17 protein-coding genes are annotated in these 19,223 nt (G+C 67.6%); 8 read left to right on the top strand and 9 right to left on the bottom strand.

The window, feature by feature from the left end; all coding sequences use genetic code 11:
* Positions 1-32: 32 nt before the first annotated feature.
* From dnaB to ACEWX3_RS00195, 8 genes are all read right to left on the bottom strand, one after another.
* Positions 33-2,630 (bottom strand): replicative DNA helicase, encoded by a 2,598-nt coding sequence (gene dnaB / locus ACEWX3_RS00230; protein ID WP_374158374.1) that lies wholly within the window; start codon positions 2,628-2,630, stop codon positions 33-35.
* Positions 2,631-3,123: 493 nt separating this feature from the next.
* Positions 3,124-3,579, bottom strand: a complete 456-nt coding sequence (gene rplI / locus ACEWX3_RS00225; protein ID WP_221361785.1) for a 50S ribosomal protein L9 — start codon at positions 3,577-3,579, stop codon at positions 3,124-3,126.
* A 27-nt stretch (positions 3,580-3,606) separates the two neighbouring features.
* A complete protein-coding gene (rpsR, locus tag ACEWX3_RS00220; protein WP_152519387.1) occupies positions 3,607-3,867 on the bottom strand; it encodes a 30S ribosomal protein S18 in 261 nt (86 codons plus the stop codon).
* Positions 3,868-3,909: 42 nt separating this feature from the next.
* Positions 3,910-4,425 carry a single-stranded DNA-binding protein gene (locus ACEWX3_RS00215; RefSeq protein ID WP_207069410.1) on the bottom strand — a complete coding sequence of 172 codons (516 nt, stop codon included), beginning with the start codon at positions 4,423-4,425 and terminating at the stop codon, positions 3,910-3,912.
* A 72-nt stretch (positions 4,426-4,497) separates the two neighbouring features.
* Positions 4,498-4,788, bottom strand: coding sequence for a 30S ribosomal protein S6 (rpsF, locus tag ACEWX3_RS00210; protein ID WP_018603055.1), 291 nt, complete (start codon positions 4,786-4,788; stop codon positions 4,498-4,500).
* 152 nt (positions 4,789-4,940) lie between these two features.
* Positions 4,941-6,563 (bottom strand): glycosyltransferase family 87 protein, encoded by a 1,623-nt coding sequence (locus tag ACEWX3_RS00205; RefSeq protein ID WP_374159979.1) that lies wholly within the window; start codon positions 6,561-6,563, stop codon positions 4,941-4,943.
* Between the two features lie 68 nt (positions 6,564-6,631).
* Complete coding sequence (locus ACEWX3_RS00200; protein ID WP_374158373.1) at positions 6,632-9,166, bottom strand: transglycosylase domain-containing protein; 2,535 nt, start codon at positions 9,164-9,166, stop codon at positions 6,632-6,634.
* Positions 9,159-9,584 carry a DUF5318 domain-containing protein gene (locus ACEWX3_RS00195; RefSeq protein ID WP_173012147.1) on the bottom strand — a complete coding sequence of 142 codons (426 nt, stop codon included), beginning with the start codon at positions 9,582-9,584 and terminating at the stop codon, positions 9,159-9,161. Before ACEWX3_RS00195 ends, ACEWX3_RS00200 begins: the two co-directional genes overlap by 8 nt.
* 123 nt (positions 9,585-9,707) lie before the next feature.
* Between ACEWX3_RS00195 and ACEWX3_RS00190 the strand changes: the two genes are divergently transcribed.
* From ACEWX3_RS00190 to ACEWX3_RS00180, 3 genes are all read left to right on the top strand, one after another.
* The gene (locus ACEWX3_RS00190) at positions 9,708-10,574 is read left to right on the top strand and encodes a DUF1707 domain-containing protein (protein ID WP_374158372.1); all 867 of its coding nucleotides are present in this window, start codon (positions 9,708-9,710) and stop codon (positions 10,572-10,574) included.
* Between the two features lie 125 nt (positions 10,575-10,699).
* A complete protein-coding gene (locus ACEWX3_RS00185; protein ID WP_221361783.1) occupies positions 10,700-11,245 on the top strand; it encodes a PadR family transcriptional regulator in 546 nt (181 codons plus the stop codon).
* A gap of 88 nt (positions 11,246-11,333) precedes the next feature.
* Positions 11,334-12,425, top strand: a complete 1,092-nt coding sequence (locus tag ACEWX3_RS00180) for an inositol-3-phosphate synthase (RefSeq protein WP_207067169.1) — start codon at positions 11,334-11,336, stop codon at positions 12,423-12,425.
* Between the two features lie 97 nt (positions 12,426-12,522).
* On the opposite strand, the gene ACEWX3_RS00175 is transcribed toward ACEWX3_RS00180, so the two are convergent.
* On the bottom strand, positions 12,523-13,758 hold the full coding sequence (locus ACEWX3_RS00175) for an enhanced intracellular survival protein Eis (protein WP_374158371.1): 1,236 nt from the start codon (positions 13,756-13,758) through the stop codon (positions 12,523-12,525).
* Positions 13,759-13,788: 30 nt separating this feature from the next.
* On the opposite strand from ACEWX3_RS00175, the gene ACEWX3_RS00170 reads away from it, so the two are divergent.
* The 5 genes from ACEWX3_RS00170 (at position 13,789) to ACEWX3_RS00150 (ending at position 19,209) form a co-directional block, all read left to right on the top strand.
* On the top strand, positions 13,789-14,685 hold the full coding sequence (locus ACEWX3_RS00170) for an alpha/beta fold hydrolase (RefSeq protein WP_374158370.1): 897 nt from the start codon (positions 13,789-13,791) through the stop codon (positions 14,683-14,685).
* Between the two features lie 130 nt (positions 14,686-14,815).
* Positions 14,816-16,900 (top strand): PhoX family phosphatase, encoded by a 2,085-nt coding sequence (locus tag ACEWX3_RS00165; RefSeq protein WP_374158369.1) that lies wholly within the window; start codon positions 14,816-14,818, stop codon positions 16,898-16,900.
* A gap of 142 nt (positions 16,901-17,042) precedes the next feature.
* The gene (locus ACEWX3_RS00160) at positions 17,043-17,852 is read left to right on the top strand and encodes an LLM class F420-dependent oxidoreductase (RefSeq protein ID WP_374158368.1); all 810 of its coding nucleotides are present in this window, start codon (positions 17,043-17,045) and stop codon (positions 17,850-17,852) included.
* Between the two features lie 52 nt (positions 17,853-17,904).
* Positions 17,905-18,588, top strand: coding sequence for a GntR family transcriptional regulator (locus ACEWX3_RS00155; RefSeq protein WP_374158367.1), 684 nt, complete (start codon positions 17,905-17,907; stop codon positions 18,586-18,588).
* Positions 18,589-18,768: 180 nt separating this feature from the next.
* Positions 18,769-19,209, top strand: a complete 441-nt coding sequence (locus ACEWX3_RS00150) for a MarR family winged helix-turn-helix transcriptional regulator (protein WP_207067175.1) — start codon at positions 18,769-18,771, stop codon at positions 19,207-19,209.
* The last annotated feature ends 14 nt before the right edge of the window (positions 19,210-19,223 follow it).

Genomic DNA, 19,223 nt, shown 5'->3' with positions numbered 1-19,223 from the left:
AGTCAAATTTGAGAACCTTCAGCCCTGAAGGTCTACTTCGCCATGTTTGCGAACCGCGACAGATGCAACTGATGCGCCACAGTGACTGTCCTCGTCGGGCCGGCACGGTGCTTGGCCACGATCAGATCCGCCTCACCGCCGCGCGGGTCATCGCTTTCGAATGCGTCCGGCCGGTGTAGCAGGATCACCAGGTCGGCGTCCTGCTCAATGCTGCCGCTCTCTCGTAGATCGGACAGCATCGGCTTCTTGTCGGTGCGCTGCTCCGGGCCACGGTTCAGCTGGCTCATCGCCACCACCGGAACTTCCAACTCTTTGGCCAACAGCTTGATCTGCCTGGAGAATTCGGACACTTCCTGCTGGCGGGACTCGACCTTCTTGCCAGAGGTCATCAGCTGCAGGTAGTCGATGACGATGAGGCGCAGATCCGCCTTCTGCTTCAACCGCCGGGCCTTGGCCCTGATCTCCATCATCGTCAGGTTGGGCGAATCGTCGATATACAGTGGCGCCTCGCTGATCTCACTCATCCGCCGCGCCAACCGCGTCCAGTCGTCGTCGCTCATCCGGCCCGATCGCATGTCGGCGAGCTTGATCTTCGCCTCCGCCGAGAGCAGCCGCATCACAATCTCGGACTTACTCATCTCCAGCGAGAACACGATACTCGGCAGATGGTTCTTGATCGAGCAGGACCGCATGAAGTCCAGGCCGAGGGTCGAGTTGTGGGTCGGCACCATCGCTCGGCTGGCCAGGTACATGTGGTCGGCGTTGTCCACCTCCACACACCGCACCGGAACACTCGGGACCGGCCGGACTTCGGTGATGAACCGGGAGTGCGACCGTGCTGTGCTGGCCGCGCGACGCTCTTTGTGTAGCAGCTCTTTTCGATGCAATCCGAAGACCTGGTCGGATGCGGAGAAGTTCACCAGATACGCCGTCGAGGAAAGCTCGCTTCGGCCATTAACCGCCTTGGTGGCGACCTGGCACCGGTAGCCGAGTGACACGATCAGTTCGACGACGTCGGCGGACAGCCGCCTGTTCGTCACCGTGAACTGGACGGTGCCACCGTTTGTCACGGTGCCGTCGGTATCAAGCAATCCGGCGAGCAGCGCGCGACGCTGACCCTCAGACGCTCGCAGGTACTGCAAGGGGATGTGCTTGTCCCCCAGCACCCCGAGGGTTCGCAGTCGCGCCTGGACGGTGCCCACCGCGTTACGGCAACGTTGGCACTGCCGCAATCCGGAGGACGGTTTTCCGCATCGCGAGCACCTGGGAGGAGGCACCGCCTCCGACACGAAACGCGCGCGTCCCCCGCACGAACGACCGCAGGTCCGAACCTGGCTCGTCTGCGGCACGAACTCCTTTCCACACACGACGCAGGCTCGCGCTGACGGTCGTTCATCCTCGGGCAGCATCAGACTGTAGCGATAGAGCGTAGACGTGGATTTCTGAACGACTATGCCCTCCCCCTCGATGCGCATGACGATCTCGGGATCGGCGGTCGTGAGCTGGGCGCACGCAGTGGTCCCGTCACCCAACCAGGCGCCGAGTGTGTAGGGCGGCACCAACAGATCCTGTTCGGCACCTGCGAGGGGCGCGGCGTTGGTCACCGAATGGTTCAGCCGGCGATCGGCGGTCGCACACCGCAACGTGTCGGCGATCTCGCGGGTCGTCCGCACCGCCGCGTGCACGTTCGGGTTCCTGCGCGAGGCACGGCTGTCGGTCAGCCACTGGTGCTGCTCGTCAGCGACGATGACGGTGCCGTCGGAGAACTCGACTTCGTAGCACGGCCGCCCGACCATGACGTCGGTGGCCGCTACCACCCGGGTGGGCCGTCCGTCGGCGCCGATCAGTTCGTCTCCGACGCAGACCTCACCCATGGTGGTCCAGCCGGTCGGCGTTGGGAGCGGCGTGTCCAACGCCAGGGCCTTGCCCATACCGGGCCTGGCCGCGACGACGACCATCTGTCCGGGGTGCAGCCCGTTGGTGAGCTCGTCGAGTTCGACGAAGCCGGTCGGCACACCCTTGGAGATGCCGCCTTGGGAGGCGATGGCGTCGATCTCGTCCATCGTCGGCTGCAGCAGCTCTTCGAGCGCCACGAAGTCCTCGGCGGTGCGCCGCTCGGTCACGTCGTAGATCTCGGCCTGCGCACGGTCGACGATGTCGTCGACGTCGGCCCCGTCGGCACCGGCGTAGCCGTACTGCACGACCCGCGTACCGGCCTCCACCAGCCGGCGCAGCAGTGCCTTCTCGCTGACGATCCCGGCGTAGTACCCGGCGTTGGCCGCGGTCGGCACCGTCGAGATCAGCGTGTGCAGATAGGGCGCGCCGCCCACCCGGCGCAGCAGCCCGCGCCGGTCCAGTTCAGCGGCGACGGTGACCGCGTCGGCGGGCTCACCGCGGCTGTAGAGGTCGAGGATCGCGTCGTAGACGAGTTGGTTGGCCGGGCGGTAGAAGTCGCCGGGACGCAGTCTCTCGAGGACGTCGGCGACGGCGTCCTTGCTGAGCAGCATGCCGCCGAGCACGGCCTGTTCGGCGGCGGCGTCCTGCGGGGGCTGGCGGCCGAAGTCCTCGCCGGGAGGCGGCTCCACATCCGAACGTTCGCGCGATCGACCCAAGTCATCGACGACAGCCACGCTGAGCCGCACCCCCTCCTGAACGCGATCGAACGAACTTTCGAAGCAGCACGACACGACTGTAGGTCGGGCCTCCGACATGTCCTCCGTGGAGACCTGAACCGATCCCGCGACGGATCACGTTAGAGGTTGCTGAGCGGGAATCAAGTCGGCCCTGTTGACGAACCTGTGGATGCCGTGTGGATATGTCCGGTGAGCCATGTTGACTCGTTGGGGAGAACTTGTGGATCAAGGTCATCGTTCGTCCCATTCGCGCAGCTGAACGCACCATAGGTGGGCTGAGGAGCTGTGGATGGGAAATTGGTCGGCGTGTCGCGCGTGGTTGCCGGTTCGGGCGTGTTGTGTTTCCCTTCGGCGCCGCGCAGGTTAACAGCCGGTTATGTTCGCTGGCGCTGCTTTGCCGGGATTTGTTCGCCACCGGGAACGACAACGGCCGGGCAAAGACACGTGGTCTCTGCCCGGCCGTCGTAGAGTGCGCTTCGGCCAGCCGTGACTAGCCGGAAACGACGTCCAGCGACACCTGCGCCTCGACGTCGTGGTGCAGCCGCACCGGCACGGTGTGGGTGCCGGTGGTCTTGATGTGCGCCTTGGGCAACGCGATGGTGCGCTTGTCCAGGTTCGGGCCGCCGGCCTTCTTGATTGCCGCCGCGATGTCGGCCGCGGTGACCGAGCCGAACAGCTTGCCCGAGTCGCCGGCGGTCTTCACCGACAGCTGCACGGCGCCGAGATTCTCGATCGCCGTCTTCAGCTCGTTGGCGTGCTCGAGGTTCTTGACGCCCTTGAGCTCCTGGGTGCGCCGGATGGTCTCGGCCTGGCGCTGGGCGCCACGGGTCGCCACGATGGCCAGCCCGCGCGGCAGCAGATAGTTGCGACCGTATCCGTCCTTGACCTCGACGGTGTCACCGGGCGAGCCGAGGTGCTCGACCTCAGCAGTCAGAATCAGTTTCATCTCTTCGTCCTGTCTTCTTCTCGCCGTTTACCGAGCCGACGAGCTGAACGGCAGCAACGCGACCTCGCGGGCGTTCTTCACCGCGATCGCGACGTCGCGCTGGTGCTGAACGCAGTTACCGGTCACCCGGCGGGCACGGATCTTGCCGCGCTCGCTGATGTAGGTGCGCAGCAGCGCGGTGTCCTTGTAGTCGATGTCCATGTTCTTGCCCTTCTTCGAGCAGAACACGCACTTGCGGGTCTTGACCGGCTTCTCCGGAGCCGGACGGCGCTTTGTCGATTTCGCCATGTGTCTATCTCTTCCTCAAGAAAATCAATGAATATCGTTGTGTCAGAACGGTGGTTCGTCGTCGGCGCCACCGAAGGAGCCCGATGCGGGCGCGCTGCCCCAGGGATCCTCGGCCGGTGCGCTGTTGGCAGCCGCCGGGCGGGAACCGCCGCCGCCACCGCCACCGAATCCGCCGCCACCACCGCCGCTGCGGCTGGCCTTGTTGACCTTGGCGGTCGCGTAGCGCAGCGAGGGTCCGATCTCGTCGACCTCGACCTCGACCACGGTGCGCTTCTCGCCCTCGCGGGTCTCGAAGGAGCGCTGCTTGAGCCGGCCCTGGACGATGACGCGCGATCCGCGGGTCAGGCTCTCGGCCACGTTCTCGGCGGCCTCACGCCAGATGTTGCACCGCAGGAACAGCGCCTCGCCGTCCTTCCACTCCCCGCTCTGGCGGTCGTAGATACGCGGCGTCGAGGCGACGGTGAAGTTGGCCACCGCCGCTCCCGACGGGGTGAACCGCAGTTCGGGGTCGGCGGTCAGGTTTCCTACGACAGTGATGGTGGTGTCACCAGCAGCCACGGGTTCCTCCTGAAGGTGGTGGTCGGCGTGTTGGGCGCGAGCCTACGCAGCGGTTCCGACGAGCGGCACCCTTTAGTGCTTGTCGGTCCGCATCACCTTGGTGCGCAGCACGGACTCGTTCAGGTTCAGCTGACGGTCCAGCTCGGAGACCGTCGCCGGCTCGGCCTTGACGTCGACCACGGCGTAGATGCCCTCGGCGTGCTTGGCGATCTCGTAGGCCAGCCGGCGGCGTCCCCAGATGTCGACCTTGTCGACACTTCCGCCATCCTTGCGGATCACGTTGAGGAACGTCTCCAGCGACGGAGCTACGGTGCGCTCGTCGAGAGTGGGGTCGAGGATGACCATGATTTCGTATGGACGCATAACTAACCCATCACCTCCTATGGTCGTTGCGGCCACGGCGTGTCCGTGGCAGGAGGGTCGCCTGCGTCGGCAACCGGGCCAGGCTACAGGAACGGGCGCTGATCTGCGAAATCACGTACGAATCTGGCGCGGTTGGACACCGCTGGGGTGCCTCAGCGCGCCGAATTCGCCATGACCGGCTCTCGCGTCGCCGCCACGCCCAGGCGGGGCCGCAGCCAGTCCGGCAGCCAGCGTGGTGGCGCGTCCGGCGCCTCGTCGAACACCCCGCCCGCCGGGTCGTCGACCGCCCCGCCGGCGCGCACCAGATCCTGCTCGGGCCGGTAGATCTGCCGGATCACCAACGCGCACAACCCGATCACCGCGATGTCACGCAGCAGCACCGTCGCGGTGAACGCCTGCTCGGGCAGTCCCATGTTCTGCTCCCCGAACAGGAACAACATCCGCGGCACCCACACCAGCATGTCGATCGTCATCCAGGCCAGCAGGAGACGCCGGTGCGGCAGCGCCAGCACCGCCAGCGGAACCAGCCACAGCGAGAACTGCGGACTCCACACCTTGTTCGTCAGCAGGAACGCCGCCACCACCAGGAACGCCAGCTGGGCCACGCGGGGGCGGCGCGGCGCGGTCAGCGCGAGATAACCGATCACGATGCAGCAGGCCGCGAACAGCGCCGCGCTGACCGCGTTGAGCACGGTGGGCGGTTCCCAGAAGCCGAGATCGGGATCGAAACCGGGCCAGCCGGTGAACGACTTCACCACGTTGTACAGCGAGTCCATGTCGTCGCCGCGACGGGTGTTGAGCCGGAAGAACTCCGACCAGCCCCGCGGGAACAGCACCATGATCGGCAGGTTGACCAGCAGCCAGGTGCCCACGGCCGCCGCCGCGGTCTTGCCGACTTCCCGCAGTCTCCCGGCCCGGATCGCCAACAGCGTCAGCGGGATCAGCAGCAGCAGCGGATACAGCTTGGCCGCCACCCCCAGCCCGATCAACACGCCGGCGAGCACCGGTCTTCGGCGGGCCCAGGCCAGCAGGGCACCCGCCGCGAAAGCTGTTGCCAGGGCATCGAAGTTGGTGAAGATCTGGAAGATGACGATCGGCGAGGCGGCAACCAGCGCGGCGTCCCAGATGCGGCGCGGTCCGGCCAGCATCGCGGTGGCCCACAATGTGGTCAGCCAGGCCAGGGCCAGCCCGAACGCCGCGATGTTGAAGAACATCACCACCTCGGCCACGACCGGCACCGAGACCAGCCTGGTCAGCGCCGAGTAGGTCTTGGCGACCGTCATCGACAGGTACTGGTAGATGCCGGTCAGCACCGGATACTCCATGTAACGCACGGCGGGTTCGCCGTCGTAGGTGATCTGCGGCGTCCCGTCGTCGTCGGTCTCCACCCAGCTGGACTTGTACGGGAACTTGCCCAGATTGAGCAGCTCCGCGGTGTAGAGCGGCACCGTGTCCGAATAGCAGAGCTCGTAGTAGGCGCGGTTGTTCTCCCAGTTGGCGACCCGTTGCTCGGCGGTGCCGGACCCGGTGGTCTGCAGGCACGCCGCTTTCGTCGAATAGCCCAGCGCCAGGAACACCAGCGCGATCAGCATCATCACCCGCAGCGGGGTCAGGAAGCGGGTGCGACCGATCAGCGCGTGCCGGCCGACCGGCCCGCCGATGGTGCCCGCCAGCGCGGCGCCGATCGTGTCGGTGCGGCTGGGCAGGTCGCGGTCGTCGAGGCTCCGGACGTCACCCGCGAGTCGAGCCGGCGAATCCAGCTCCGCCGGCCGCACGGGCCAACCCGACTCCTCCGGCCGAGCCGGAGCGTCGAACTCGGACTCGGCCTCGTCGCGACCGTCCGTCACGGGGGCGGCGGCGGGGCTCCGGGCGCGACCGGCACGCCAGGCTCGTTCACCGGGGCGGGTTGACCGTCAGGTCCGGGCGGCACGGCCGCGGGATCCGGCGGCGGAGGCGGCGCCCCTGGTGCGGGCGACGCGGGCACCGTGGTCGGCGGCCCCCACGGAATCGTGATGCCCGGCGCGATCTCCAGCGTCGGCTGTATGACGGTCTCCGACGGCGGTGGGGGCTCGGTCGAGGTCGGCGGCGGCGGGGGCGGTGCCGGCACCCCGGCGTATCCGCCGATCTCCTCGGGCTTCGGGAACGACTCGGTGTCGGTGCCGTCGAGGGCGCCGTCCATCGTCGCCTTCCAGATGTCCGACGGCAGACCCGACCCGTACACCGGCGAACCCCATTGGTTCTCCAGCGGCTTGGTGCCCTCGGTGGTACCGACCCACACTGCCGTCGACAGCGACGGGGTGAATCCGACCATCCAGGCGTCGCGGTTGGCGCCGGTGTCACCCAGCTGGTTGGTGCCGGTCTTGGCGGCCGACGGGCGACCCCCGGCCAGCGCGTGCCCGCCGGAGTAGGCGGCGATGGGCTGCATCGCGGCGGTGACGTTGTCGGCCACGTCCTTCTCGATGCGCTGCTCGCCGGTGTTGTCCTCCTGGCTGGCGTCGTACAGCACGGTGCCCTCGGCGTTGACGACCTTCTGCACGAAGTGCGGCTTGTGGTAGACGCCCGACGCGGCCAGCGTGGCGTACGCCGAGGCCATGTCGATCACCCGGGACTGGTACTGCCCCAGCACCACACCGTTGTTGGGCGGGCCGCCCTGGCCGTCCTCGGACAGCGTGTGCTCCACCCCGGGGAAGCTCTCGGCGATGCCGGCGCGGTGCGCGGCGTCGGCCACGTCGGCCGGGCCGTTCTCCAGCTCCAGCATCAGCCGGTAGTAGCTGGTGTTCAGCGAACGCTTCAGCGCCTCGGCGATGTTGCAGGTGCCGCAGCTGTTGCCCTCGACGTTGGAGATCTCGATGCCGTTGACCGTCACCGGCGAACTGTCCACCTGATAGCCCAGGCCCATGCCCTGCTCCAGCGCCGCGACCAACGCGAAGACCTTGAACGACGAGCCGGTGGGCAGACCGGCCTGGGCGAAGTCGAACCCGGCGGCGTCGGTGCCGCCGTAGTAGGCCTCCACCCCGCCGGTCTTCGGGTTGATCGACACGATCGCCGTGCGCATGTCGGGGTCCTGGCCCTCCATGTACTCGTCGGCGGCGTCGACCGCGGCGGCCTGCGCCTGCGGGTTGATGGTGGTGGTGATCTGCAGACCCTCGGTGTTCAGCGTCTGCTCGTTGATGTCGAAGATCTCGAGCAGCTCGTTGATGACCTGCCGCTCGATCAGGCCGTTCGGCCCGGTGGTCTGGTTCTGCGTGCTGGCCGCATCGGGCGGGATGGTCGGCGGGAACACCTGCGCCTGCCGGTCCTGCTCGGAGAGCGCCCCGATCTCCACCATGCCGTCGAGCACCCAGTTCCACCGCGCGGCCGCGGAGTCCGGGTCGACGGCCGGGTCCAGCGCCGACGGCCGCTGGATCAGCGCGGCCAGGAGCGCACCCTCGGCCACGTTGAGCTGCTCGACCGGCTTGGCGAAATACGCCTGCGCCGCCGCGGCCACGCCGTAGGCCCCGCGGCCGAAGTAGATGATGTTCAGATAGGACTCCAGCACCTGGTCCTTGGACCATTCGCCGGACATCTTCGTCGAGATCACCAGCTCCTTGGCTTTGCGGACCAAGCCGCCGACCCCGGAGCGTGCGTCACCGACCAGGGCGTTCTTGACGTACTGCTGGGTGATCGTCGACCCGCCCTGCAGGTCTCCGCCGAAGATGTTGTTCTTGGCCGCGCGCAGGAAGCCGGTGAACGAGAACCCCGGATTGGAGTAGAAGTCGCGGTCCTCGGCGGCCATCACCGCGTCACGGACGTGCACCGGGATCTGGTCGATGCTGACGTCGACCCGGTTGCCCTCGGGCGGCACCACCTTGGCGATCTCGCTGCCGTCACTGGCCAGGATCGTCGACACCTGGGCGGTGCGGATGTCCCCGGGTTTGGGGACGTCGACGATCATGTACGCCATTCCGAACGTCAGCAGCGGCAGCACGATCAGCACCACGGCCGCGATCAGCGACCCGCGGCGCACCCACCGCCAGTTGATCCGGTCGCGCCAGCTCGGGCCGCCTGTCGGACCGTCACCGCCTGGGCCGCCCGAACCGCCACCGCCTGGGGGCGGGGGTGGGGGCGGCGGCCGCTTGGGCGGGCCGCCGTCGAGCGCACGCTTGACCGAGTCGATCGGGTCGCGCAGGTGCGCAGGGACATCGTCGCGCACGGGCGGCAGGATCGCGGTGCGCCGGTCGTCGGGCGCACCCGGTGGACGGCGCTGCATGTCCGGGCCGGGCGAACGGTGCCTCGGCCCGTCCGGCCGGTGCTGCGGGGGTCGCGCGTTCACGCCGTCAGATTGGTGCCCTGCGCGGGCATCCTGGCCTGACCGGTCGTGGCGCCTGTCGCTATTCACTGGCCGTGCGCGCACGGCTGCGCGCGGTCTGGGTGCGGCGTGATCCCTTGGGTGGTGGGATCGCGCCGAGCACATACGACTTGACCAGGTGATTCCAACTGCAGGTGCGGCATACCTCCACCACGTGGACAGAGAACTCGTCATACCGGGTGGCCAGCAGGACGAGTTCTTCGGCGGTGCGCGCAGACCCCGACACGGCGCCCAGGTGATCGCCGAACACCCAGGACACCAGCGTCAACGGCTCCTTGCGGCAGATCGGACACATCACCGAACTGGGCTTGCCGTGGAACTTGGCGGCGCGCAGCAGATACGGATTGGCGTCGCAGACCTCCGAGACGCCGGTGCGTCCCGAATAGACCTCTGCCAGCAGGGACCGTCGCCGAAGGGCGTAGTCCACCACCTGTCGCTGCAATCGCACGCAGACCAGAGTACGTCGGCCCACCGAGCACAGAAGCGTGGCGGGCGAGCCGTGGCGGCATCGAGACGATCTCGAGGCCATCTGGCCTGCGGTATCGACGCACCAACTCTTACGATCATCGACGTGGCCTCGGGCAGCTCAGCACGGCGGACGTCGGGCACGCGGGCGAAGGACAGCGACCGCAACTCCACGTGCGCGGCGCTGGACACCGCACTGGCCGAAGGTCAGCTCTCGATGACCGAACACGGCGAACGGGTGAAGGCCGCCACCACCGCGGCCACGCTGGGCGAACTGCAGACGCTGGTCGCCGACCTGCAGATCGCGGCCCCGCCGATCACACTGTCGCCGCCGGAAAAGCGGCGCCTGCCCGTCGCACCCGGGTGGGGCATCAAAGCGGCCATCGCCGGCGTCCTGGTCGTGTTGGGCATCGCGATCGGCTGGGGGCTCTACGGCAACACCCCGTCGCCGCTGAACTTCACCTCCGACCCCGGCGCGAAGTCCGACGGTATCCCGGCCAAGGTGCTCACTCCGCCCCGGCAACTGCAGTCGCTGGGCGGGTTGAACGGCCTGCTGGAGCAGATGCGGCAGAAGTTCGGGGACACCTCGGGCTACTCGTTGACCGTCTACCCCGACTACGCATCGCTGGAGCGCCCGGACCCCGCCGACGCGCGGCGCGTGCTGCGCTACAGCTACCGCGGCGGCTGGGGCGACCCGTCGACGTCGGCCAAGGACGAGCGCGATGTGCTGGTCGACCTGGCTGCGTTCGACGTCGAGGAAGTGGTGGGTCTGCTCCGCGGGGCGCCCGAGACGCTGGGCATCAACGCCGCCGACGTCGACAACATCTATCTGTCGATCGATCCGAGCAGCGACATCACCGCACCCCCGGGGGCGATCGACCTGTCGATCTACGTGTCCAGCGAGTTCGGCAGCGGCTACGTCGAGCTCAACGCCGACGGCACCGTCAAGCACATCAGCTACCCCAGCAACTGACCCGTCCGAAGATTGCGCGAGATTTGCGCGCTCCGATGTAGCGGTTAATATATCGGCGCGATACAGTTGGCTGACGTGTCGAGCCGTCGTAGCGACGGACAGGTTTCTCGAGGAGGTGTCCCCCGATGCTCGAACTCGCCGTCCTGGGGCTACTCCTGGAATCACCGATGCACGGCTATGAGCTGCGTAAACGGCTGACCGGTCTGCTGGGTGCGTTCCGGGCCTTCTCGTACGGTTCGCTCTACCCGGCGCTTCGCCGCATGCAGGCCGACGGCCTGATCGTCGAGGACGCCTCCGGTGACGGTTCCCTGAAGGTGCGCCGCGCCCGCCGGGTGTATCAACTCACCGACGCCGGAAAACAACGTTTCAGCGAGTTGGTGGCCGACACCGGTCCCCAGAACTTTTCCGACGACGGTTTCGGGGTCCACCTCGCGTTCTTCAACCGCACACCGGCGGAAGCCAGAATGCGCATCCTCGAAGGCCGTCGTCGTCAGGTGGAGGAACGCCGCGAAGGTCTGCGTGAAGCCGTTGCGCGGGCGAGCAGCTCGTTCGATCGCTACACCCGGCAGCTGCATCAGCTGGGCCTGGAGTCCAGCGAACGAGAAGTCAAGTGGCTCAACGAGTTGATCGCCGCAGAGAAGTCTGCACAAGGACACGCCGAACAGACCTGAGCCAGGTCCCGGCGCCAGTCGAAGCAGTGAGTAATCCCGACAGTAGTTCTCGAAATACAGGTCGAGTTGGACAAGAGGAGAAGCCGTCATGACCGCAAGCAATGACGTCCGGGTCGCGATCGTCGGCGTGGGCAACTGCGCGTCATCGCTCGTGCAGGGCGTGCAGTACTACAAGGATGCCGACGAGAACGCCACCGTTCCCGGCTTGATGCACGTCAAGCTCGGCCAGTACCACGTGCGCGACGTCAAGTTCGTCGCCGCATTCGACGTGGACGCCAAGAAGGTCGGCTTCGACCTGTCCGAGGCCATCTTCGCCTCCGAGAACAACACCATCAAGATCGCCGACGTGCCGCCCACCGACGTCGTCGTGCAGCGCGGACCGACCCTCGACGGGATCGGCAAGTACTATGCCGACACCATCGAGATCTCCGATGCCGACGCCGTCGACGTGGTCCAGGCGCTCAAGGACGCCGAGGTCGACGTGCTGGTGTCCTACCTGCCCGTCGGGTCCGAGGAAGCCGACAAGTTCTACGCCCAGTGCGCCATCGACGCCGGTGTGGCGTTCGTGAACGCGCTGCCGGTGTTCATCGCGTCGGATCCGGTGTGGGCCAAGAAGTTCGCCGACGCCGGTGTCCCGATCGTCGGTGACGACATCAAGAGCCAGGTCGGCGCCACCATCACCCACCGCGTGATGGCCAAGCTGTTCGAGGACCGCGGCGTCGCGCTCGACCGCACCTACCAGCTCAACGTCGGCGGCAACATGGACTTCCTGAACATGCTCGAGCGCACCCGGCTCGAGTCGAAGAAGGTGTCCAAGACCCAGGCCGTCACGTCCAACCTGTCCGGATCGCTGGCCGGCAAGGTCGAGGACAAGAACGTCCACATCGGCCCGTCCGACCACGTGGCGTGGCTCGACGACCGCAAGTGGGCCTATGTGCGCCTGGAGGGCCGCGCCTTCGGTGACGTGCCGCTGAACCTGGAGTACAAGCTCGAGGTGTGGGACTCCCCCAACTCGGCCGGCGTGATCATCGACGCGGTGCGCGCCGCGAAGATCGCCAAGGACCGCGGTGTCGGTGGCCCCGTCGAGGCGGCCTCGGCCTACCTGATGAAGAGCCCGCCCAAGCAGCTCGCCGACGACGTCGCGCGCGAGCAGCTGGAGAACTTCATCGACGGGAAGTAACCCGCCAAACCCTCGTTGAGGCTGCGCTCACGGTGGAAGTCACTCGCACTTCCCCGCTGTGGGCGCAGTCTCAACGCATTTGGGGCTAGAAGCCAGCCTAGAAGCCAAAGCCGAGTTGGGCGGGGACGCCGGAGGCGAACGCGGCGTCCAACGCCGTGACCAGCCGAGGGTCGGCGCAGCGCAACCGGCCCGCCGTCGCGAACGCCGACGCGGGGTGCGCCCCGAAATACAGCGACCCCAGCACCGACAGGTCGGTGTGCACGTCGGCGTCCGCCGTCGTCGGGACGCACCGGGCCCGGCCGTCATGCACGTCCAGCGAAAACCGGCCGCCCCCACCCAACACCGGGTCCGAAATGTCCAGCACCACCGACACATCGGCGGAGTACGTGCGCGCCCGCAACGCGGCGGGGACATCGAGCAACCTCAACCACAACCCGTCGTCGACGCCGGTGGTGCGGACCAGCCGCGGATCGGTCAGCAGATACGGCAGCGCCTCCCCAGGGTGGGTGTGCACCGACACCGAATCCATCAAGTCCATGCCCAGCAGCGTGCGCCACAACGCCACGTGCGCGTCCGCGGTCACCGCGGCGAACTTGGTGATCTCGATTCGGTCTTTACGTTCACCGCCATGTACCCGGTACAACGCGAAACCATCGGGGTGCAGCAGGCAGAACAGGGCGCTTCCGCCGTCGCGGGCATCGGGGCGGTCGGTGAGCACGTCATCCCACAACTGGCGGGGACTGTGCAGACCGCCCGGCGTCTGCCGCCGCCACCGCTCGAAGATGTCCTCGAGTTGCTCGCGGTGCTCGGCGGCGTGGGCGAGGCGCACCCCACCGGGGTCGGCGACGGTGTCGTGGAAGCGCGCCGATCCCCGATCGATGGTGAGTCGAAGCGCCTCCGTCGCGCGCCCGTAGCCGAAGCGGCCGTAGATGCCGGCCTCGCTGGCCTCCAGACCCGCGATCGGATAGCGGTCCATCCTGATGTGCAGTTCAGCGAACATGGCCCGCAGCACACCGCGGCGGCGATGCGTCGGCGACACGGCCACCCATGAGATGCCCGCCATCGGCAGCACCGCGCCGCCCGGCACCGTCACCTCGAGGTCCAGCGCCACGGCGGTGCCCACGACATCGGGTCCGTCGCACGCCACCACCGCGCACCCCGGCGCCACCAGGCTCTGCCACATCTGGCGCGCGTCCGGTGGATGCCACAGCCCGAAACAGGTGGCGGCGAGCAGCGCCATTCCCGGCCAGTCGCCGTCCTCGGCGCCGCGGACGATCACCTCCGACGATGCAGTCACCTCCCGACGTTGACACACCGCGGAGGTGGGCCGCATCTGAATTTCGCCGGTGCGTACTGTTTCCCCATGGACGACACCGAAGACGAGTTGGCCAGCCTGTCCGAGTTCATCTTCCTCCAGGAGAACGCCCGCCAAGCGGGCGTGTCCGGTCCACTGCCCGCCGCCACCCGTATCGAGCACGGCCAGGTCAGCGCCGTGAAGTTCGGCGACGGCGCGCCCCGGGCGGTGTTCCTGCACGGGGGCGGACAGAACGCGCACACCTGGGACACCGTCATCGTCGGACTGGGGGTTCCGGCGCTGGCCGTCGACCTGCCCGGCCATGGCCGGTCGGCGTGGCGCGACGACGGCGACTACGGCCCCAAACTGAACGCCACCGCCGTCGAACCGATGATCCGCGAACACGCCGCCGACGCGGAACTGGTGGTCGGCATGTCGCTGGGGGGTCTGACCGCGCTGCGGCTGGCGGTGAGCGCCCCGGAGCTGGTGCGCGAACTGGTCCTCGTCGACGTGACTCCCTCGGCGCCCGAGCGGCACACCGAGATGACCGACGCGCAGAAGGGCACCGTCGCGCTGGTGCAGGGTGAACGCACCTTTCCCTCGTTCGACGCGATGCTCGAGGTGACGGTCGCCGCCGCGCCGCACCGGGACCGGGAGTCGTTGCGGCGCGGGGTCTTCCACAACGCCAAGCGTCTCGAGGACGGCACCTGGACGTGGCGGTACGACACCATCACCAAAGCCGAGGGCTTCGAGGGACTGTGGGACGACGTGCCCAGGCTCGACACCCCCACGACGCTGATCCGCGGAGCCAACTCGTTTTTCGTCAACGACGAGGACGCCGACGCGTTCGCCCGCACCGCGCCCGGTTTCCGGGGCGTGCACGTCGTCGCCGACTCGGGCCACTCGGTGCAGAGCGATCAGCCCCGCGTGCTGACCACACTGCTGCGAGAAATTCTCGAAAGCTGAAGCGCGCGGCCCAGGTAACCCCCGGCTGTTCACCTTCTGATTGCCTGCTGCTAGCCCGGCTGCCGTAATTTTCCGCGAGTCCCGGCCTCAGTCCCGGCCGGTAGTCGACCGTGGAAGGAACAGCACCGCCATGGCGCTTGTGCCGCTCAATCTGTTTGTCACGCATGACGGAAAGTCCGAGCGACAGCACATCACGTGCGTCTACAAGTGCGGTGACGCCTGCTCCAAGCCGGTTCCCAACCGCAGCGACAACGAGTACTTCGGCGACATCGTCAAGACCCTGTCGCGGCGGTCCATGTTGCAGGCCGGCGGCGTCGCGGTGCTCGCCGTCGGCGCCGGTTCCGTCCTGGCCGCGTGTTCGAGCGATTCTCAGCCCGCAGCGTCGTCGACCTCGTCGTCGGCGGCCCCCGCCGGGCCGCCTCCCGGCATGAACTTCGCCTCGGTCGCCCCCAACAGTGAGGACGCCGTCGTCGTCGCCGATGGTTACCAGCAGGCCGTCGTGATCAGCTGGGGCGATCCGGTGCTGCCCGGTGCGCCGGCGTTCGACGTGACCAACCAGAGCGGCGACGCCCAGCGCGGCCAGTTCGGGTTCAACAACGATTTCGCCGGTCTGCTGCCCATTCCCGGCAGCCGCAACCGCTTCCTGCTGGTCACCAACTTCGAATACGTGACACCGCAGTTCATGTTCTCCGGCTACAACCCCGACGCGCCCACGCGCGAGCAGTTCGATGTCGAGATCGCCGCGGTCGGCATGGGCGTCGTCGAGGTCGAGCGCACCCCGGAGGGTCTCAAGCCGGTGATGGGCCGCTACAACCGCCGCATCACCGCAGACTCGCCGATGACACTGACCGGGCCCGCCGCTGGCAGCGAGTTCGTCAAGACCGTTGCCGATCCCGAGGGCCGCACCGTCGCAGGCACATTCGCCAACTGCGCCGGCGGTGTGACCCCGTGGGGGACGGTGCTGTCCGGGGAGGAGAATTTCCAGGACTACTTCGGTGCCGCCGAGGGCTCTCCGGCCCCGGCGCCGGTGCAGGCCGACCGCCTGGACCGCTACGGAGTGTCACTGGAGCCCACCGAGCTGAAGTGGGAGACCTTCGACCCGCGCTTCGACCTCGTCGCAACACCGAACGAGCCCAACCGGTTCGGCTACGTCGTCGAGCTCAACCCCTGGGACCCGAACTCCACGCCGGTCAAGCACTCCGCGATGGGCCGCCTCAAGCACGAGGGCGCCAACATCTACGTCACCGACGACGGCACCGTGGTTGCCTACACCGGCGACGACGAGCGCTTCGATTACATGTACAAGTTCGTGTCGTCGAAGAAGATGCGGGATCCGGGACCTGACAAGAGCAACACTGCGGCGATGGCGCACAACATGACGATCCTGGACGAGGGCACGCTGTATGTGGCCAGGCTGTCCAGCGACATCCCGCCCAGCGAGATCGACGGCTCCGGCGAACTGCCGCCGAGCGGGTCCTTCTCTGGCACCGGCACGTGGCTTCCGTTGTTGCGCAGCGGCGCCGACGGGCAGGCTGAGTCGCTGGTGGACGGCATCACCGCCCAGGAGGTGGCGGTGTTCACCCGGATGGCGGCCGACAAGGCAGGGGCGACGAAGATGGACCGCCCCGAGGACTTCGAGGCCAACCCGAAGACCGGCAAGGTGTATGTCGCGCTGACCAACAACAGCAAGCGGGGCGCGCCCGGTGAGGCGGGCCCCGACGCGGCCAACCCGCGCAACGACAACAAGAGCGGTCAGGTCCTCGAGATCACCGACAACCACGCGGGCACCGACTTCACCTGGGATCTGCTGCTGGTGTGCGGGGATCCCGAAGCCGCCGACACCTACTACGGCGGCTTCGACAAGTCGAAGGTCAGCCCGATCTCCTGCCCTGACAACCTCGCCTTCGACTCCCACGGCAACCTGTGGATCTCGACCGACGGCAACGCCCTGGACTCCAACGACGGTCTGTTCGCCGTCGCGCTCGACGGCCCGAACCGCGGCGAGGTCAAGCAGTTCCTCACTGTGCCGCTCGGTGCCGAGACGTGCGGGCCGGTCGTCACCGACGATCTCGTCACCGTCTGCGTGCAGCACCCCGGCGAGAACGACGAGAACAGCATCGACGACCCGCAGTCCCGCTGGCCCGAGGGCGGCAACGGCACGGCGCGCCCGTCGGTGGTGGCGGTGTGGAAGAACAACGGTCAGATCGGCCTCTGAGCGCTTGCGCGAAGACGAAACAGCAGAAGTCTGAGCGCTTGCCGGGCTCCGCATGTACCGAAACCGCGGCGAGATCGCCCCTTCGCAAGAATTCACGATCTCACCGCAGTTTCGCGCCCAGTTTCGCGCCTAGGTTGGAGGCATGACCTCCTCCACTCGCCCCATCCGTATCGGCGTACAGCTGCAGCCGCAGCACGCGCCCCGCTACAGCCACATCCGCGACGCGGTACGTCGCTGCGAAGATCTCGGTGTCGACGTCGCCTTCAACTGGGACCACTTCTTCCCGCTGTACGGCGACCCGGAGGGCGCCCACTACGAGTGCTGGACGATGCTCGGCGCGTGGGCGGAGCAGACCTCGCACATCGAGATCGGCGCGTTGGTGTCCTGCAACTCCTACCGCAATCCCGAACTGCTGGCCGACATGGCCCGCACGGTGGACAACATCTCCGACGGCCGGCTGATCCTGGGCATCGGTTCGGGCTGGAAGCAGAAGGACTACGACGAGTACGGCTACGAGTTCGGCACTGCGGGCGGCCGACTCGACGAGCTGGCCGCGGCGCTGCCGCGGATCGAGTCTCGGCTCGGCAAGCTCAACCCGCAGCCGGTGCGGGACATCCCGATCCTGATCGGCGGACAGGGCGAGAAGAAGACGTTGCGCATGGTCGCCGAACACGCCCACATCTGGCACGGCTTCACCGATGCGTCCACCTATCCGGGCAAGGCCGAGGTGCTCGACCGGCATTGCGCCGACGTCGGTCGCGATCCCGGTGCGATCGAACGGTCCTCGGGCGTGCCCGAGCGTAGCGCCGAGGCCGCGATCGAGGGGGCCGAATCTCTGGTCGCCTTGGGCGTCACGCTGCTGACGATCGGGGTCAACGGACCCGACTACGACTTGACCGTGGCCGAGGCGCTGTGCCGATGGCGTGACTCGCGCCAGTCCGGCGTCAGCTGAAGCCGCCGAACGTCGACCGTGGGCCCTCGCCGCGTGAGAGACTGGCGCGGCCATGCCGAAGAAGTATGGGGTCAAAGAGAAGGACCTCGTGGTCGCACACGTGGTCAATTTGGTCCTGACCGGCAAGCTCCGGTCGGGAGATCGCCTGGACCGCAACGAGATCGCCCAGGAGCTCGGCTTGAGCCGGGTTCCGGTCCAAGAAGCGGTGGTGCAGCTCGAACACGACGGCATCCTGTCGACCCGCTACCACCGCGGCGCCTACGTCGAGCGTTTCGACGAGTCCACGGTCCGCGAACACCACGAGTTGTACGGAGTGCTCAGCGGCCTGGCTTCGTCGCGCGCCGCTCAAGCCTCCGACCCGGAGATAGTCGCCGCGCTCGAGGAGCAGATCTCGGCGATGCGCGGCGGCAGAGACTCCAGGACGTTCGACACGCACGCCCGGATGTTCCGCAACATCGTCAACGGTGAATACGCCGGGCCGCGGCTGCAGGCGATCATCGACTCGTCGCAGACGATGATTCCGCAGGCCTTCTGGGAGACCTACCTGGGGCATCGCGACGAGCTGCTGCCCTGCTACGAGGCCGAGCTCGCGGCGATCCGCGACGGCGACCCGGACGCGGCGAAGGGTGCGTGCGCGCAGCGCGCGGCGGTGATGGCGCGGATCCTGGTGGCCGAACTGGTCCGTCGCGGGGTGCTTCGGCCGTCGGCGCTGGAGCAGCCGGACGGACCACGCTGACGCCGACCTGCAGCGCACGTTGACGCTGACCTGCGACCACATCACTGCTGACCTGCGACCACATCACTGCTGACCTGCGGCCACATCACTGCTGACCTGCGAAAAAGCCGCGTAAAATTCGCTTGCGAAACCCGGCGACATCGTCTCCGACCGGTCAGAACCGGTTAGACTGACTGAATTATGGTCGAAGCAGATGCACAGGTCAGCGAGCTCGCCGGAGAGCTGCAGCGCGTGCTGTCCAAGGTGCTGGCCGTGCTGCGGCACACGGGGCGAACCTCGACGTCAGGGGACCTGACCCTGGCCCAGCTGTCCATCCTCCTCACGCTGTTCGACCAGGGCCCGATGCGCATGACGGAACTGGCCGCGCACGAGCGGGTCCGCACCCCCACGACCACGGTGGCGATTCGCCGCCTCGAGAAGCTCGGCCTGGTGAAACGCTCCCGGGACCCCTCCGACCTGCGTGCCGTACTCGTCGACATCACTCCCGAGGGGTTGGCGCAGCATCGAGAAGCACTGGCCTCGAGGCAGGCCCACCTGGCCTCGCTGTTGAGCAAGCTCAGCGGCGAGGAGCTCGAGGCGTTGGCCAAGGCGCTGGCACCGCTCGAGCGGATCGCCGAATAACCTCGCGCGGCTCG

This window comes from Mycobacterium sp. G7A2 (assembly GCF_041902445.1).
In the GTDB taxonomy this organism is placed as follows: Bacteria; Actinomycetota; Actinomycetes; order Mycobacteriales; family Mycobacteriaceae; genus Mycobacterium.
Note: the sequence above shows the minus strand (reverse complement) of the source record. Positions and strands in the feature narration are given on the sequence as shown.